Source organism: Runella zeae DSM 19591, from assembly GCF_000423565.1.
In the GTDB taxonomy this organism is placed as follows: Bacteria; Bacteroidota; Bacteroidia; order Cytophagales; family Spirosomataceae; genus Runella; species Runella zeae.
Map to the genome: position 1 here is coordinate 92,729 of NZ_KE384038.1, position 17,364 is coordinate 110,092.

The 17,364-nt window shown below is 41.3% G+C and carries 11 protein-coding genes; 4 read left to right on the plus strand and 7 right to left on the minus strand.

Annotated elements, in window-relative coordinates:
• Positions 1 to 40 precede the first annotated feature (40 nt).
• From G563_RS0123265 to G563_RS0123290, 6 genes are all read right to left on the minus strand, one after another.
• Positions 41 to 1,402: an alpha-L-fucosidase gene (locus G563_RS0123265; RefSeq protein ID WP_028667441.1), complete on the minus strand. Its 1,362-nt coding sequence runs from the start codon at positions 1,400 to 1,402 to the stop codon at positions 41 to 43.
• Positions 1,403 to 1,491: 89 nt separating this feature from the next.
• Positions 1,492 to 2,541 carry an isoaspartyl peptidase/L-asparaginase family protein gene (locus G563_RS0123270; protein WP_028667442.1) on the minus strand — a complete coding sequence of 350 codons (1,050 nt, stop codon included), beginning with the start codon at positions 2,539 to 2,541 and terminating at the stop codon, positions 1,492 to 1,494.
• 43 nt (positions 2,542 to 2,584) lie between these two features.
• On the minus strand, positions 2,585 to 4,021 hold the full coding sequence (locus tag G563_RS0123275; RefSeq protein WP_037327952.1) for an alpha-L-fucosidase: 1,437 nt from the start codon (positions 4,019 to 4,021) through the stop codon (positions 2,585 to 2,587).
• Between the two features lie 57 nt (positions 4,022 to 4,078).
• Positions 4,079 to 4,555 (minus strand): GNAT family N-acetyltransferase, encoded by a 477-nt coding sequence (locus tag G563_RS0123280; protein ID WP_037327953.1) that lies wholly within the window; start codon positions 4,553 to 4,555, stop codon positions 4,079 to 4,081.
• Between the two features lie 64 nt (positions 4,556 to 4,619).
• On the minus strand, positions 4,620 to 6,044 hold the full coding sequence (locus G563_RS0123285) for a glycoside hydrolase family 125 protein (protein ID WP_028667445.1): 1,425 nt from the start codon (positions 6,042 to 6,044) through the stop codon (positions 4,620 to 4,622).
• 282 nt (positions 6,045 to 6,326) lie between these two features.
• Positions 6,327 to 7,334, minus strand: a complete 1,008-nt coding sequence (locus G563_RS0123290; RefSeq protein WP_028667446.1) for a hypothetical protein — start codon at positions 7,332 to 7,334, stop codon at positions 6,327 to 6,329.
• 257 nt (positions 7,335 to 7,591) lie between these two features.
• Here G563_RS0123290 and G563_RS0123300 point away from each other — a divergent pair, with 257 nt between their 5' ends.
• Positions 7,592 to 8,260 carry an MCP four helix bundle domain-containing protein gene (locus G563_RS0123300; RefSeq protein WP_028667447.1) on the plus strand — a complete coding sequence of 223 codons (669 nt, stop codon included), beginning with the start codon at positions 7,592 to 7,594 and terminating at the stop codon, positions 8,258 to 8,260.
• A gap of 10 nt (positions 8,261 to 8,270) precedes the next feature.
• Here G563_RS0123300 and G563_RS0123305 read toward each other — a convergent pair whose 3' ends face one another.
• Entirely contained in the window at positions 8,271 to 11,756 is a 3,486-nt protein-coding gene (locus G563_RS0123305) for a VCBS repeat-containing protein (protein WP_229598555.1), read from the minus strand.
• A gap of 392 nt (positions 11,757 to 12,148) precedes the next feature.
• Here G563_RS0123305 and G563_RS0123315 point away from each other — a divergent pair, with 392 nt between their 5' ends.
• The 3 genes from G563_RS0123315 to G563_RS0123325 all read left to right on the plus strand — a co-directional run bounded on the left by G563_RS0123315 (position 12,149) and on the right by G563_RS0123325 (position 17,350).
• A complete protein-coding gene (locus G563_RS0123315) occupies positions 12,149 to 15,151 on the plus strand; it encodes a SusC/RagA family TonB-linked outer membrane protein (RefSeq protein ID WP_028667450.1) in 3,003 nt (1,000 codons plus the stop codon).
• A 26-nt stretch (positions 15,152 to 15,177) separates the two neighbouring features.
• Positions 15,178 to 16,671, plus strand: a complete 1,494-nt coding sequence (locus G563_RS0123320) for a RagB/SusD family nutrient uptake outer membrane protein (RefSeq protein WP_028667451.1) — start codon at positions 15,178 to 15,180, stop codon at positions 16,669 to 16,671.
• Positions 16,672 to 16,765: 94 nt separating this feature from the next.
• Positions 16,766 to 17,350 (plus strand): hypothetical protein, encoded by a 585-nt coding sequence (locus G563_RS0123325; RefSeq protein WP_028667452.1) that lies wholly within the window; start codon positions 16,766 to 16,768, stop codon positions 17,348 to 17,350.
• Positions 17,351 to 17,364: the final 14 nt, after the last annotated feature.

A 17,364-nucleotide genomic window follows, 5' to 3' on the forward strand; every position in this document is an offset into this window, starting at 1 on the left:
TGAGAAAGGGTCAGGAATAAAAAGTAAAATCGCTTATCAATTATTTGATTTCATAGGTCCAAGCGTATTGGCAGGGGATGGTATTGGGAGTGACGGCGGGGGCCGTAATTCGTAATACATTGCCTTTGTACGAAAACTTAACGTCACCTTTGAATCCTAGTAGGCTTACTTTGGAAGGTTTTGACACATTTTCGATCACGATTTCATCTTTCCAGTGGCGGTTGATGGCATATAATGTATTGGCTTTTTGGGTAAAAAACACCTGCGAATCTTTGGTATATTTGGGAGCTTTGTCCCATTTACGTGTTCCGTAGATAGCTTCTCCATTTACTTTGAGCCAGCTTCCTATTTCATGCAATCGCTGCTGCATAATCACCGGAATACGCCCATCGGCGGTAGGACCAATGTTGAGCAATAAATTTCCGCCACGAGCTACAATATCAATGAGCTGATGTACTAGCTGTTCGCCTGTTTGGTAGCTATCTAGGTTTTCGTTGCGATTGTAGCCAAAAGATTCTCCCATGCCTCTACATTCTTCCCACGGCCGTACAAATCCTTGTACTTCTTTGTTGTCGGTACCACCGTGGCCATACTCTGAGGTCATAAAGCTACCGTGTTGACTTTTGGTATCGCTGCCCCAACGGTCGTTGACCACGATACTATTTTTGACGGGAGAGTCGTTGAAAAGCCATGCCAAAAATTCTTCGCTACGCCAGATTTTGGCGGGATGATCCCATTCGCCGTCGGTCCACAAAATATCAGGCTGATAACGACTCACCAAGTCTTTCATCTGTGGAATCATCCGCTCATTGACGTATTGGTTTACGTTGGATTTATAGACAGGATTGAACCATTCATAAAGAGAATAATAATAGCCCATCCGTAAATTGCGAGCTTTGACGGCCTTCGACAAATCGCCCGCTAAATCTCGGTGAGGCCCCACATCGACGGCGTTCCAGTTCCATGATTCGGGACTAGGCCACATGGTAAACCCCTCGTGATGTTTAGAGGTAAGAACCACGTACTTAGCTCCTGCTTGCTCGAATATCTTAGCCCAATCTTCAGGGCTAAACAACTCTGCTTTGAAATCTTGAACAAAGTCTTGGTAACTTCGATTGCCGTAGTTTTTTTTATGAAATTCAACAAACTCAGGGTGAATCTTGAGATTAGGGGCAAAAAGCCGTTGCCAATACCACTCGGCATAGCCACTCCCAAAACCGTCGGCATTGGATTTGGTAGCCCAAGCCGGAACTGAATATACTCCCCAGTGAATAAATATCCCAAATTTAGCATCTTCAAACCAAGCAGGAGTAGGCCGTTTGTCGAGGCTTTGCCAGTTGGGGTGGTATTGGGCAGTGGCAAGCTGTGAGAGTAAAAAAAGGAAAAAAAGCGATTTTTTCATGAGATATTGAAAGAAAAAAAAACGCTAGTGCAGCTCCAAGATTTTGGCATGATTTATCACCAATTGTTAGGCAGCACTAGCGTTGAAAATTACCCTTTGGGGAAATGGCTTTTTGCCATAAATACTTTGCCACCGTCATCAGATGAAGTGACCGAATAGTTGAAACCGTGGTGGATAGAGTAGGCTCCATATTCACCTTGTTTGTTGATGGCAATAAACCCTACCTGAAAATCTTTGGCTTTGGTAGGGTTGATTTTGATGATGCGCTCAACGGCGATTTTACAAGCCTCTTCGGGGCTTTTGCCCATGCGCATCATTTCTACAATCAAAAATGCCCCCGCCACTCGAAGTACTTCTTCGCCTTGTCCTGAGCCAGTGGCGGCACCTACTTCATTGTCTACATAGAGTCCCGCACCGATGATAGGAGAATCACCTACACGGCCTCGCATTTTGAATCCCATGCCACTTGTAGTACAGGCCCCGGAGAGATTGCCCGCTGCGTCCATCGCAATGGTTCCCATGGTATCGTGATTGGGAGTACCGTCGTCAAAAAAGTTGGGAGCAAAAGGCCCTCCTTTGGTTTTTTGACCTTTTGACTGCTGTTGCTCAATATTGATAACAGGCTTATATTCTGATTTTTTAAGCCAATTTTTATAGGTTTTTTCCGCATCAGGAGAAAGCTTTCCTGATTCTTTTTGGAAACCACTTGCCAACGCAAACTGAAGAGCCCCTTCGCCTACTAATTGTACGTGAGGAGTATTTTCCATTACCTTGCGAGCCACCGAAATAGGATGTTTGATGAACTCCAAGGCCATCACTGAACCGCAATTGAACTTATCGTCCATGATACTAGCATCTAAAGTGACTTTGCCATCGCGGTCGGGATTTCCACCAAGACCTACGCAGCAATTGATAGTATCTTCAATCGACCTTGCTCCGGCTTCTACGGCATCAAGAGCATATCCATTGGGTTGTTTTAAGACTTTCCATGCTACGGCATTCACAGGCAAGCCACTGTCCCAAGTCGAGACCACGATGGGTTTGGTGACGGCTACGGTCTTTTTAGAAAAAGCTTTACCGATTGAAAGCAATGGCAAACTTAAAGCTGACCAGCGAATGAAGTTTCTTCTCGATTGCATTTTAGAAAATGGTTTAGAAAGTTGTTAGTATTGTTGAGGCTTTTTATTTCGTGATTTTAAAGACCCATGCGTAGCTATTAGGTATCTTTTTTGCCAATTTTTCGGGAATTTCTACCGCCACTTTGCCATTTTTGATAGACCATTTGAGGGTTTCTTTTTGGCCTAACAACGAAATTTTGGCAGTCTTACTCAAGTTCAAATTAGCGATTTCAAGATTAGAAGGAATCGTCTCGTTTTCGTCGGCACAATAAAGAGCGTAGGTAGTATGATCACCTTTGTGAGTAAATACCATTTTGCCTTGTCTGCCTACCTGATTGTCGCCCCGGGTTTCATAAATCGCTTCGTTGTTGATTTGCATCCATTTCCCGATTTCGTCCAGACGCTGATAGGCTTCTGGGTGAAAATCTCCTTCGGGACTTGGAGCGATATTGAGCAACAAATTCCCGTTTTTCGATACAATATCGGCCAAGATATGGATTAGTTTTCGAGCTGATTTGTAGTTTTCTTTTGGAATATAACTCCACGAGTCGCCCATCGTCATGCAGGTTTCCCACGGAATAGGCATATAATGGTCTGGGATTTGGTGTTCGGGCGTTACGTAATTTTCAAACTCTCCACTCACGGTTCTGTCTACTACCAAAAGCCCCGGCTGATGTCCACGGGCCATTTTAGCAATGCGTGCCATGTCGATGTCTTGGTCAAAAGGAATTGATTTTTGCCAAGAAATAGTCGTATCTATCGAGCTAAAAGGGCGCACCCAACCGCCGTCTAGCCACAAGATATCCATTTTGCCATAGTCGCTCATGAGTTCCTCAATTTGGTTGTAGGTGAAGTTTTTGAAACTTTCCCATTTTTGAGGATATTTTTTAGGATGATACGAAGGATTGCGGTCTTTTGGGGGAAAATAAGACCACCAATAATCGTTGGTATTCCAGTCGGGTTTGGAGAAATAGGCCCCAATCATAAAGCCTTCTTTGCGAAAAGCGCCAAATACTTCTTTGGCGACATTGCTGCGGGCATTGCTTCCAAAGGGAGATTTGGTGATTTTGTAATCGGTATATTTTGAATCAAACATACAGAAACCGTCGTGGTGTTTCGTAGTGAAAACCACATATTTCATACCCGCATTTTTGGCGGCACTTGCCCATTTTTCGGGCGTAAATTGGGTTGGATTAAAGGTATTTTTGAGATTTTCGTAGGCTTTTTTGTATTCGTACCAATTGTCTTTGTAAGGGCCACGGCGCTCGCACCAGCCTTCGTCTTCAGGGCAGAGACTCCAGCTTTCTACAATCCCCCATTGACTATAAACGCCCCAGTGCATCAACAACCCAAATTTTACATTTTGCCATTGATTCAACTTGGTCTTTACTTGTGGGTCAGACGGGACGACATACTTATCGTGGTTTTGCTCAGAATGCTGTTGAGCAAAAAGAGAATAGCTCAAAAAAAGGATAGCTAAAGTGTAGGCGTACTTTCTCATTATTTAGGTTGATTGTGATGCTAATTAGGTGTCATTAGTGGCTTCTAAGAAAATCTTTTATAATCTCAGTTCCATTTCGTCGGTGGTAAGTCGAAACCCAAATTTCTCATAAATAGGTTGGCCATCAGAAGTTGCATGTAGCGAGATTCGTTGGTAGCCGCGTTGTTTTGCCTCTTCAAGGATGTATTCAAAGATTTGTTTGCCTATTCCTTTTCCGCGCCATTCGGGGAGTGTATATATATTAAGGATATAGGCAATTTTGCCAGTTTGAAGAGTGTACCCTGGTACAATCTGAAAAAAACAAAGCCCGCTCGTGGCGATGACCTGCCCCTTGCTTTCGGCTAGCCATGCCGCAAATGTGTCGTTGCCGAGGCTTTCTAGGAAATAATTTTTTAGAGAAGCGTAGAGCGTTTCGTCATCGATTTGGCGGGTTTCTAAAGGCTGTATTTCTTTAAGAAAGGCAGTACGGAGATGTGCGAGTGTTTCGACATCGTCGGTAGTAGCTTTTCGAAAAGTGATTTCTTGTGATTTCATTGGATGAATTAAACTAAAGACCCTGTCAAATCTGACGCAATAGCGTAGCGTTTGAAGTGGTTTCTTACAACGATTGTTTGAGGAGATGAGGCCGTTCGCGTTCGATTTTTAGTAAAAGTTCGCCAAACAAAGTATTTGCCCACGCAAACCACTTACGGGTAAACTGACTTGCATTGTCTTTGTCGAAAGACTCGTGCATGAAGCCTGTGCCAGCGTGGGTAGTTTTGAGAAAACGCAGTTGCGCCAAAATCTCAGTATCGTTGGTAGAGGTCATCGCTCGCATGATGATACTCATTGGCCAAATCTGATTCACAAGCGTATGTGGACTGCCAATGCCTTCAGCGGCTTTTCCTTTGAAAAAATAAGGATTAGAGTCGCTCAAAATGAATCTTCGGGTATTCTGATAGATTTTATCGTTAAGATTGACCGCTCCAAGGTAAGGCAAGCTCAATAAATTGGGGACATTGGCATCATCTTGAAAAAGGCAATTCCCGAATCCATCCACTTCCATGGCGTAGATAGGGCCAAACTGTGCGTGATTGATGATGGCATGCTTCTTAATGGCTTGCTCCACCTCATTAGCGAAAACCCGGCATTCGTGGGCAAAGGTGGTGTTTTTGTAAACCTTGTCTGCGATTTCGGCTATTTGACGAAACGACACCACGGCAAACAAATTAGAGGGAATCAAAAAAGGGTATTGGGTAGCGTCATCTGAAGGTCTAAAAATACTATGAATCAGTCCATTGGGCTTGGTGTTGTTGCCGTAGCCATTGCCGGGTACAGTGTCGGTAGACCAAGATGTAGTGCGGCCAAAACGATATTTTCCACGGTTTTTAAAACGCTGTTGTTCGCGGCAGGTTTCGATGATAAGCTGTGCAGCTTTCAGCCATTTATCGTCAAAAACGCTGCTGTCTTGGGCTGTTTTCCAGTAGTGGTACGCCAATCGAACCGTGTAGCAAAGCGAATCGAGCTCCCATTTACGTTCGTGTAGCTCAGGCTTCATATCGGTATGGTCTTTGAGCCATTCGCTGTGTCCTGGGCCATCGTTGAAAGCATTGGCATAAGGGTCAATCAATATACATTCAGTTTGGCGATTGACGACCCCCGCAATCAACTGCTTTAGCTTTTCATCTTTAGTAATAAGAGGTAAATACGGCCATACTTGCGCGGTGCTATCGCGAAGCCACATCGCGTGGATATCTCCCGTAATCACAAAAGTATCGGGGCGGCCTTCCTTAGTTTTGAAATGGACGGTTGTATCGAGGGTATTGGGAAAACAGTTTTCAAACAACCACGCCAATTCCGTATCCTTTATGCTACTCTTCATACGCTCTATAGTAGCTTCAATGGCTGCACTACTGAATTTACGTTGAGAGGAGGGAATTCGCACTTGTGGAAAGTCGCTAGCAAATACTGGTGATTTGACCAGAAATCCCATGCTTGCCAATGATGACGTTTGAAGAAATTGACGACGGTTAAGTGGTTTCATGAAGTTAAGAAAGGTTCGATAAGAGCGAAATAGTGCAAATAGACATATTCTACTTGTAAAAATGACATAAAAAAGTTGATATTCAAAAAATATTTTAAAATATAGGTACTTGAAAAGAAAAAAATTAACAAACTCTTTTAAATTAATATTCAGAAACAAATGTACATCCCTAAATTTAGTAATAACCTCTCTAAAGAAGGACTTATCAGAGATAAATGTATTGAAAAAAGTAAAGGCGCCTACCTCCTAGGTAAGCGCCTTTATTGAATTGAAGGGGGAATTTTATTTTACTTCAATCGTAATACTTGCTTCTTTCTGTGGTTTACACTGCCAATCGCCTTGACACCTCACAAAATATGTAGTAGTAGTTTCGGGATAAAATCGACGTTCGTTTCGGGCAGAGTAACTAAAACGTTGTAGCAATATCTTATCGCCTCCAGGAGACTGAGCAAACCATTCTAAAGGTCCTTGTGAGCCATTGACTACGGGACATCCTTCGAAGTACAGCAACGCCTCCTCTCCTTTGTTAATGGTAGTTTTGGCGGCAGTTAGCGTAGGTACAGGTACGTTGCAAGTACTACATTCTTTTTCGCGGACTACAATATATTGTATATCGGGCGCAAAATCAGATGCTTTAAAGAAATAACGTGAAGACCAACTTCCCGAGGAAGCATTTTCTAAGACGATTCGGGTGTTGTCGAAAGCTTGCGTACTAGACAAGCTTACTTCTGAGCATTTGACTTGGTCGAGCTGTAATGAGTAACCTTTACGGAGTGCTACTTTATATTGTCGGCTGCTGATAATGTTTACGTAGCTAGAATCTTCTTTGACCGTAATTTCGTAAGGAAAAGGTTGTAACGTATCAGCAAAAGGAAGGTCACGGTCTACATCGTCGCGGTAGTTGATATCAGTAAATCGAATAGCCGCTCGGGGGGCGTTGCGATCAACGGTAGTACCTTTTGGTCCTTCCCAAATGACTCGAAACTTACGAGAAATGACGTTTTTGTACTCATATGGGCGTTTTACTAATTCGCAAGGGTTGGTAATTCCGCCTCTATAAAATACCCCGTACACCAATGTTGAATAATAAAGACTATCTTTAGGGTTGAAGAATCCGCGTTCTAGATTAGTTTCTTCGCTCAGACTGAGGGGAGTTTCGGATTCACATTGGCCTACTGTAGCGTCTATTTTTTCGGCACTGTGTTTTTTTTCTGTTGAAAGGAATTGCTTTTCGCAGCTCACCAATCCCACCAAACCAATCAGTATTACTGCTTGTATCCACTGTTTCATACTCACTTCTATAAAAATGGTTTTTACAAATATACGGCGAATCTTTATAAAACGTTTTCGGTATTTGAATCTTCCATTGAGCACAAACTTTAATGGATGTTATTTAAGAGGAAGGGTAGCAGTGCAAAAATTTATATGTATATTTGATTAAAAAAATCCAAACAAATCTCAATAGTATTCCAAAAAAGCCTCAGTAATGAGACTGTAGGCTAACATAGCTTTAGTTTTTATATCGTTAAAACTTAATTTTTCAAGAAATGAAATGGGCATACAACCTCCAACAAAAATTTAAAATAGCCCTCTTATTGAGTGTTGTTTTTATTTCTTTGTTTATCAAAAATATGATTGATAAGCACAATATTACCACCTTGGGGGAAACTTTTTCATCAGTGTATGAAGACCGTTTACTGGCCGAGAGTTACATTTATAAATTTTCGGCTCATCTTTATCAAAAGAAAATTCTTATCAATGAATGCGCTTCTAATGCTAATATTGTTCAGTATAAGAGTATGTTGAAGTTTCATGATAATGCGATTGAGAAATTGATTCAGGATTTTGGCCAAACCAAGCTGACTCAAGAAGAAGCCCTTGTGTTTTCAAAATTTAAAAAAACACTCAAAGAAAACCGCCTTTTGGAGAATAAGTATTTGTATCAAGTTGATTATGAGACGCATATCAAAGACGTGAGGTCTATCTTGAACAAATCCTTTTTGGCAACTTCCAATCAACTGAATGAACTATCAAATATTCAACTCTTAGAAGGCGAAAAACTGAATCAGACCTCGAAAAAAATCGTGGTAGGTTCTGCGACCGAAAATACATTTGAGCTTTCCCTACTGGTTATTGTCGGTGTTTTGGTGCATGTTTTGATTTTCACTTCAAATGCATCCTTGCCCAAAAAACCACAAAACTCCTCTTTAAATTAGAAGGCTATCATTAACGATTCTCAAATACTTGAACCTGGTCCTTGTTTTTGGCTAGAATAAGGCGCAGTTTTCCGTTGCTACTTTTTAGCTTACTCATCTGGCGTACTTGACCCTTGACCCTAAATCCTGACTGAGTTGGTCCAATAACTTCAAATGTGAGTGGACTATCTTTGTTTTTTTTCTTACTGCGAAGTATTAAGCCTTCATTGCCGTCGTAGCGGCCTAGTTCGGGAAGAACGTCAAAAAAGTTTCCAGTCAGTAAAATATCAAGCTGCTGGTCTTGGTCATAATCTAAAGTAGTAATTCCGAAAATGGGCGAAAACTGTGCGGGCATTGGTAATATTTGTATTGAAAAATTTCCTTTGCCGTTGTTGATAAGTAGGACACTATTGGTCTGATAAACTGTTTTTTTCTGAACACCTTGCATCTGTTCGTTCGTGAAAACTTCATCAATGGTTTTGCCGCCATAATCTTGAAAACGGACAAATCTTTTCTTGATATCTGGCAAAACTTTTTGCAAATCAGACTTTAGCACCATGGGGTACGTTTTGCCGTCGGGATTATAGCAGGTAATGATTTGCTCAATACTTCCATTACGATCAAAGTCATTGACATACAGCTCAGCGGGTTGGTTTTCTGAGGCGTGTAGTTTTGAGTTTTTGCCTAGATTTCCCACAATAAAATCAGTGTCTCCGTCTTGGTCTATATCGGTGGCATAGAGCCTATTCCACCATCCTTCCGACATTGGGAGTGCTTGGCGGAGGGGTTCTGGAAAAGAACCTTTCTGATTTTTTAAAATACTAATAGGCATCCAATCTCCTACAAGGATTAGTTCGGGAAAATTATCCTTGTCCAAATCTTCAAAATGAGCATCCGTCACCATCCCGAGTTGACTATTTGGTAGAAAGTTTGAGGTCACGTCTTTGAAAAAAGGTTCACCACGCAAATTCTTGCCCTCGTTTCGTAGTAGATAGCTACGAGGGGTGAGTCCATATTGGCCAGAAATCATTCGGGTTCCGACAAACAAATCTAGGTCGCCATCGTGGTCAAAATCAGCAGCTGCGACACATGAGCCATTTTCAAAAACAGGCGGTAAAGCCCCTTGTGCAAGAGTAAAGTTGCCTTTACCGTCATTGAGATATAGTAAATCCGCTAAAGATTCCTGACCAGTAGAGAATTCATTTCCGCCCGTAACTACGTACAAATCGAGGTCTTTGTCTCCGTCGGCGTCAAAAAATAAAGCGGCAGTTTCGTCAGCTGGAGAGGGCACTGAAAATGTATTGACCGAACCCTTGACAAACTTACCTTGTGCGGTTTGGATAAACAAGCCTCTTGGCTGTCCGGCACCGCCACCGATGTAAGTATCATCGAGACCATCGCCGTTGACATCCCCTACTGCCAACGCAGGCCCTTGGGTAGAATACATCTGTTTGAGCAATCCATCGCGATTATAGTCTACAAAGTTGTTTTCTTGATGCACAAAGTCAAGCCCCGAAGCTGTCGTTATGTCTCGGAAAGGCGTTGAAATAGATTTAGGATAAGTAGGTTTCCAAATACTTTGGGCGTCACCATAATGAAGCGTTAGGTCAGTGTCAGATTTGATATTTTTTAGAGTTTGAGTACGGTCATCAGGCCATATTACTTTCAAAGAGTCAATCTGTGGCTGATTTCCTAACCCAAACACCATCGTAAGGTCACTAGAGGATTGAAACCCACGACTGGGCATCTGCTGGAGATATTGTGTTTTTTCTTTTTGGAAAACATATATTTTAGCTCCAATACCATTAAGATTTTTGGGACTTCCTTTGAGCTTAACCCTCAAAAAATGGGGCTTGAGTTTTTCGATGGTATTGTTTTTAAAAATACTTAGTTCGCTATTGTTGTTATTGATTACCAAATCCAGATCTCCGTCATTGTCTAAATCTCCATAAGCGGCTCCATTAGAAAAACTCGGCTCCCCAAAACCCCACAGATTTGTTTTGTTTTCAAATTGGAGGTTGCCTTGGTTGCGGAAAGCAAAATTGGGAATGGGTGTCGTAGAAATCATATCAACAAACTTATGATAGTCAAACTGCATCTTTTGCTCAATCATCGCTTGGATATTTCTTTTATCTGACAAAAAGGCCACGTAATCTTGATCAGTTAAGTTTTTTACGATGCCGTTGGCAATAAACAAATCCTTGAGGCCGTCGTTGTCCATGTCAAAAATAAGGGCTCCCCAGCTCCAGTCTGTGGCGTGTACACCCGCCAATTGCCCCACTTCTGTAAAAGACGGTACAGAGATAGAAGGAGAAAGCGGTGAAGAGGTTCCTTGGTTAAGATGAAGCATATTGCGCATGTATTGATGCCAGTAGCCTTGTTTTTCTTTGAATTGGGTGAGTTCATAGCCTTCAAAAACAGACGTTGTTTTGAGGCGCTTATCATCACTTGGAAGCATATCAGTGACGAAAATATCAAGCAGCCCATCATTGTTAATATCTGCAATATCAGCTCCCATCGACGACAGACTGATGTGATTCATACTTTCTTCCAACATTTCTTTGAAAGTGCCATTTCGTTGGTTGATATAGAGATAATCACGTTCATAGAAATCATTGGAAACATAAATATCAGGCCAATTGTCTTCGTTGACATCGCCGACGGTAATCCCTAAACCAAATGCTATCAAACTTCCATAAATCCCGGCTTCTGCCGATACATCAGTAAAGAGGGGCAAAGCCTTGCTGGAGCTTGGTTTGGTCATTGAGTCAACTTTGCCGTTATTATTTTTTACTTGGATGGTTTCGTTTCTAAAGAGCTTATGTCCACCCATAGGGTCGCGGTCTTGTCGGAAATTTTGATATTGTAGTTTGTCTACAGGAATGAAGCTATTATTGAGCAGATATAAGTCAAGATCTCCATCTTTATCGTAGTCAAAAAAAGCGGCGTGGGTCGAAAATCCGCCGTCTGCTAAGCCGTATTCAGTGGCTTTGTCTATGAATTTAGGAATTCCATTAGCGTCTAGTCCTTGATTGATAAACAGTTCGTTGCCCCGATTATCGTCTTTGACATTTCCGGCGTTGCAGACATAAATATCCATAAGCCCATCGCCATTGACATCGGCAAAAGTAGCGCCTGTTGACCATGCTTTGGTTCCACCTACCCCTGCCAAAGACGAAACGTCTTCAAATTGCCAGCGTTGAGATTCATTTTTGCCTTTGTTAAGGTAGAGGTGATTTTGTTCGAAATTGGATGTAACGTATATATCTGCCCATCCGTCGTTGTTGACGTCACCAATAGCTACTCCCCCACCATTATAGAAATTTCGGTAATTAAAAATATTTAATTCCTTTCTATCTAGTAACTGATTTACAAAAGTCACTCCTGTTTGGGATGAGGGTAAGGATTCAAAGAGTGTTTCTTCAGATGAATGTTTACAACTAAGGAGCGACATTACAAAAGCAATAATCAAATAAAATTTATGAGGGGCGGAGTGTAGCATTCGATGACACAACATGGGACAACAATTTGTTTAATTATCAGAATCTTAATGCCTTTTAACGGCAACGTTTATAGACCCCGTTGGTATTCTTAATCTTCAAAAAACAGCTCAATAAGTCGAAATAGAAGCTCCTTTTGAGGTTTGAAACAAAGATACTCTTAAAATGATTAAACCGTAAATACTACAAAAGGCTTCAGCTTATTATAAACATATAATCTGACGATTTTAAGATTAATGGGCACTATTTCTGAATAAACTCTTTGAAAATTATTTGCACTGTCTTTATATATTTTTGTAGCTTTGCCTGCTAGAAGTAATTCTTTAGTCAGAATAATCCTATTTTTAAAATATTTGATTAAAGGAGGAAGTCTATTTGTAATTATTTTATTAATCACTTAAAATTACCTATGATGAACAACGCTTACCAGCTAAGTCGTCCTAAAAAAATGGGACGGCAAATAGCAGCTATCCTCTATGCTGCTTTGATGGTTGTGGGATTGCACTTCGGTGTTCAAGCTCAAGAAAAAATGATTACGGGTACCGTTAAAGGTGCGGATGGCACAGGCCTTCCGGGCGTGACTGTACAAGTAAAAGGGACAAACAAAGGAACACAAACTGAGGTCACTGGTGAATACAAAATCAGCGCAGCACCCAATTCTACTTTGGTTTTTTCCTTTGTAGGTATGAATACCGAGGAGATTCAGATTGGCGACAAAACCGTCGTCAATGTAACGATGAGCGATGATACCAAAGCGCTTCAAGAAGTAGTGGTAGTAGGGTATGGTACCGTAAAGAAAAAAGATGCAACGGGTGCCGTAAATGCAATTGGTACTAAAGATTTCCAAAAAGGAGTAGTAGTATCGCCAGAGCAATTGATGCAAGGACGTGTAGCGGGTGTTCAAATCACCCAGTCGAGTGGTGAGCCGGGTGGTGGTATCAACGTACGTATCCGTGGTACATCTTCGGTATTTGGTGGCAACAACCCCTTGTTTGTAATTGACGGAGTACCTTTGGCAGGTGACAATACCTCGTCAGATGCAAGTGCTTCAGGGGTAGGTCGTCAGCCTGCTAAAAACCCATTAAACTTCTTAAACCCTGACGAAATTGCGAGTATCGATATCCTTAAAGATGCCTCAGCTACTGCTATTTATGGTTCACGTGGTGCTAACGGAGTAGTTTTGATTACGACTAAAAAAGGTAAAGGCAAAGGAACATTGGAGTATGGTTATTCGCTGGGAATGAGCAATATCACTAAGAGATACGATTTGCTTTCAGCTTCCGAATTCCGTGCAGCAGGTGGCCAAGATCAAGGTGGTAATACCGATTGGCAAAACGAATTGTTCAGAACGGGTTATACCAATCAGCACAACTTGGCTTATGGAGGAGGAGACGCTAGTGGAAATTACCGCTTTACGCTTGGCTTCTTAAACCAACAAGGTATCATCAAAGAGTCGGACATTAAGCGTTATAGCATTGGATTTAATGGTTCTAAGAAATTTATTCAAGATCGATTAACCATTTCAAGCAATATCAATATTGCTAATAACCAAGATGCTAACGTGCCTGTATCAGAAAATATCGGTTTTACAGGAGATTTGCTGGGCAATATTTTGAAAGCCAACCCAACGCGTGCTATCTACAATAGCGATGGTACATTTACTCAGCCAGGTGTAACTGAGCCCAACCCGTTGGCATTCATCGTTTTATCGCAAGATAATACCAATTCACTTCGTGCTTTAGGTAATATCAACGCTGAATTACAAATTTATAAAGACTTGAAATTTAAAACGGTGGTTGGTTTTGACAAGTCTTTCTCTTCACGCAAAGCGGCTTATTCGAGAGACTTGGTAATTGAAGGTAACGGCGGTATTGGTAGAGCATATGTGGGAGATATTGAAACTGACAACAAATTGTGGGAAAACTATTTTACATACGATAAAGAACTGAAAGGTATTTCCATAAATGCATTGTTAGGGTATTCTTATCAAAGTTTTAGCCGTTCAACTAAAAATATCTCAGCGGCTAATTTCCGTACTTCAGACTTGAATTTGATGCTCAATAACCTCGCTTCTGCAAATGCTGGTAAGTTTGGTAGCAATGTGATCAATAACTCAAGCTCAGAAACTGATGAACTCCAATCTTATTTTGGCCGTGTAAACGTAGGTATTAAAGATAAGTATTTGTTGACCGCTACATTGCGCGCTGATGGCTCGACCAAATTTGGGGGCAACAACAAATATGGATATTTCCCGTCTTTTGCGGCTAAATGGAAAATCATGAACGAAAGCTTTGCGCCAAAAGCACTTTTTGATGACTTGGCAGTTCGTGTAGGTTATGGTTTGACTGGTAACCAATCAATCCCTCACAATTTGTATGACCGTCGTGACCGCTATAGTGGCTGGGGAATCAACCAAGGTGCTGATAATATCGAAGGTGGTGGTTTGAATGCGGTAGCTTTCAACAACCCTAACTTGAAATGGGAAACCACTTCTTCTATCAATATCGGTTTGGATTTTGCTATCTTGAAAAACCGTATCTCTGGTACTATAGACTTTTATCAGAAAAACACAAGAGATTTGTTGTTTTACGTAGTTTCGGCACAGCCCGCACCTACTCCATTTACTTGGAAAAACTTGGATACCGATATCGAGAACCGTGGGGTAGAAATTTCTTTGACTGGAGCCGTGGTTGACCAAAAAGATTTTGGTTGGGAAGTGTTGTTAAATGCAGGTTTCAACAAAAACTTAGTTAAAAACCTTAGTGGGGTATTTGACACGGGTGAAATCAACGGACAAGGTCTTACAGGTGCTTTTGCGCAACGTATCGCGGCTGGTCAGCCTTTGTTTGCTTATTTCTTGCGTGAGTTTGGGGGGTATGACGAAAATGGTAACTCTCTTTACCCTAATGGTGATTTCCAGCAATTCTTGAACGGAAAAAGCCCACTTCCTACTGCTACAGGTGGTTTGACAAACAATTTCCGTTATAAGAACTTTGATTTGAGTTTGTTCTTCAATGGTGTATTTGGTAATTATCTTTACTCTAATACCGAAAATGCCTTCTTTACCAAAGGTTCTTTTGCCAATGGTCGTAACGTAACCAAAGATGTAGTATCAAGCAAAGAAGGTCCCCTCAATGCCCCTGATGTTTCGACTCGTTTCTTACAAAAAGGAGATTTTGTCCGTTTGCAAAACTTGAACTTGAGCTATCGTTTCCCCCTTCAAAGCAAAACGATTTCGAATCTTCGCGTATTCTTGACGGGTCAAAACCTAATGACCTTCACTAAGTACACTGGTCAAGACCCTGAAGTAAGTACCAACAAATCTATCAATGGTATTCCTTCTTTTGGTATTGACTATACGGCGTATCCAAGAGCAAGAACTTGGACGATTGGTGCTAATATTTCTTTCTAAGAAACACTTAAACACACATTGGAATTATGAAATCTAATCAATATATAGTAGGAATTTTGATAGCAGGATTTAGCCTAGCTACCATAACTTCTTGTACCGACTTAGTAAATACCGAAAAAGATTCGATTGTCCGTGCTAATACCGACGGAAAACCCGTAGCAGGAGATGCTACTGCATTGTTGGAATCTGCTTATAAAGATTTGGGAGCTTATACCGACCAAGCCAACATGTATGCCTTGGGAATGCACACTTCTGCCGAAATGATTCCTCCTACTCGGGGTGTTGACTGGGGTGACAATGGCGTATGGCGTACGCTAGACCAACATACATGGGATGCTACTCACCAACAAGTACGTGATACTTGGAATAACCTAAACTCTCGCGTTTTTAAAACTACCGAGATTTTGGCTGGAAATGCTACCCCTTCCCAAAAAGCGCAAGCTCAATTCTTACGTGCATTTAATATGTACCATGTTATGGACTTGTATGGACAAGTTCCACTTAGAGAGTTTAGTCAAGGGGTAGATGAGCTGCCACGCGTTATGACTCGCTCTGAGGCTTTTGATTTTATTGTAAAAGATTTGGAAGAAGCTCTTCCTAACTTGCCTAAAGTGGGACCATCTCCCAACAATGGAGTGGCTAATAAAGCTTCCGCTAATTTCTTGTTGGCCAAATTGTATTTGAACAAAGCCGTTTATAAATCAGCTAAAGCAGAAGGCCCTTACACTTTTGAAAAAGCTGATATGGATAAAGTAATCGCCTACGTAAATGCCATTACTGCTGACGGGTATAAATTTGATACCGACTATTTTAATGCATTTTCGGCTACTGCTAATGGCGAAACTATCTTGGTGTCGTTGGAAGGAACAGCACAAAACCGCTGGTTTATGACCCTTCACTATAACCAAAACCCTTCAGGTTGGAATGGTTTTACTACCTTAGCTGACTTCTACGATAAATTCGAAAAAGATGATCCACGGATCGGTAAACCTGCAAAAGGAGACGGTACCGAATTTTCGGGAATTGGCCTTGGGTTCTTGATTGGAAAGCAAATCGATGACAAAGGCAAAGACCTTATTGATACTCGTACCCAAAAAGTATTGTCGTTTACACGCGATGTGCCCTTGGCTGGTGCTGCTACCGACAAAGGTATCCGGGTTATCAAATACCACCCTGCCAATGCTAGCAAGTATATCTTGATGCGCTATGCTGAGGCAATTATGATGAAAGCAGAAGCAGAGCTTAGAGGTGGTAATACTGCGGCGGCGCTCGCAACTGTCAATGCTTTGAGAACAGCTCGTAAAGCTAAAACTATCGCATCTTTGACTACTGATGGACTGTTTGACGAAATCGGTCGCGAGCTTTATTGGGAAGGTGGTAAACGTACCGTCGAAATTCGCTTTGGTAAATTTACTACTGGTGCAGGCGCTGACAACAAAGAAGCTTATACTGTATTGTTCCCGATTCCTTCTATTGCCCTTGTTTCAAATCCAAATTTGAAACAAAACCCTGGGTATTAATCTGCATTTTTAAGTAATATTCAAAACAAAAATGCTCGAACCTTCGAGCATTTTTGTTTTATAAATTTACACCTTGTTCCACAGTATTAGACCTATGATGAAAAACTTTATGCGCAGTGTGTTTCTTTCTGTTTTTTTTGGTACTGCGCTTCTTTCTTGTCATTCTTCGCACCGAGCCGATGAGATATACCAAACCCTCAAAGACGGCCAAACCAAAATAGAAGTTTTGATTGACGGGGCTGCTTTTTATCCCCAAACAAGTATCTTTAAAGGAGAGATACATCTATTTGATAATTTGTTTAGAGTCAACATGTTTGATCAGTTTGAGAGCAATGTAGTAGTAGCTTTTGGAGGAGATAAATGGTATGAAAACAAGCCCCTCAAAAAACAAGTCTTTAGAGATAATCAGGTGGCGGCAAGTGTGATGATTGGACGATTAATAGATAAACAAAAAATGAAAGGAGAAGGCTACCTGATGGCCGAAGGCGAAATCAGGGTAGAAACCCTTTCAGATGAAAAATTGGTGATGTATATCGACGGAAAAGTAGGTAAATACAACATGCAATATACCCCCGAAAAGTGGAGCCAAGTCAAGTGCATTGTCGTAGCTCGAAAACCTAAGATTATCTTACAAGGGGTGTCTAAACAACAGGTGTATTTTACCGAAAAAGAAAACTAAAAATCAACCATTCT

Excerpts from the sequence above, each read along its gene's own strand:
- G563_RS0123265 (WP_028667441.1), bottom strand. The coding sequence starts at position 1,402 with ATGAAAAAATCGCTTTTTTTCCTTTTTTTACTCTCACAGCTTGCCACT.
- G563_RS0123275 (WP_037327952.1), bottom strand. The coding sequence starts at position 4,021 with ATGAGAAAGTACGCCTACACTTTAGCTATCCTTTTTTTGAGCTATTCT.
- G563_RS0123320 (WP_028667451.1), top strand. The coding sequence starts at position 15,178 with ATGAAATCTAATCAATATATAGTAGGAATTTTGATAGCAGGATTTAGC.
- G563_RS0123270 (WP_028667442.1), bottom strand. The coding sequence starts at position 2,541 with ATGCAATCGAGAAGAAACTTCATTCGCTGGTCAGCTTTAAGTTTGCCA.
- G563_RS0123325 (WP_028667452.1), top strand. The coding sequence starts at position 16,766 with ATGATGAAAAACTTTATGCGCAGTGTGTTTCTTTCTGTTTTTTTTGGT.
- G563_RS0123290 (WP_028667446.1), bottom strand. The coding sequence starts at position 7,334 with ATGAAACAGTGGATACAAGCAGTAATACTGATTGGTTTGGTGGGATTG.
- G563_RS0123315 (WP_028667450.1), top strand. The coding sequence starts at position 12,149 with ATGATGAACAACGCTTACCAGCTAAGTCGTCCTAAAAAAATGGGACGG.
- G563_RS0123305 (WP_229598555.1), bottom strand. The coding sequence starts at position 11,756 with ATGTTGTGTCATCGAATGCTACACTCCGCCCCTCATAAATTTTATTTG.
- G563_RS0123280 (WP_037327953.1), bottom strand. The coding sequence starts at position 4,555 with ATGAAATCACAAGAAATCACTTTTCGAAAAGCTACTACCGACGATGTC.
- G563_RS0123285 (WP_028667445.1), bottom strand. The coding sequence starts at position 6,044 with ATGAAACCACTTAACCGTCGTCAATTTCTTCAAACGTCATCATTGGCA.
- G563_RS0123300 (WP_028667447.1), top strand. The coding sequence starts at position 7,592 with ATGAAATGGGCATACAACCTCCAACAAAAATTTAAAATAGCCCTCTTA.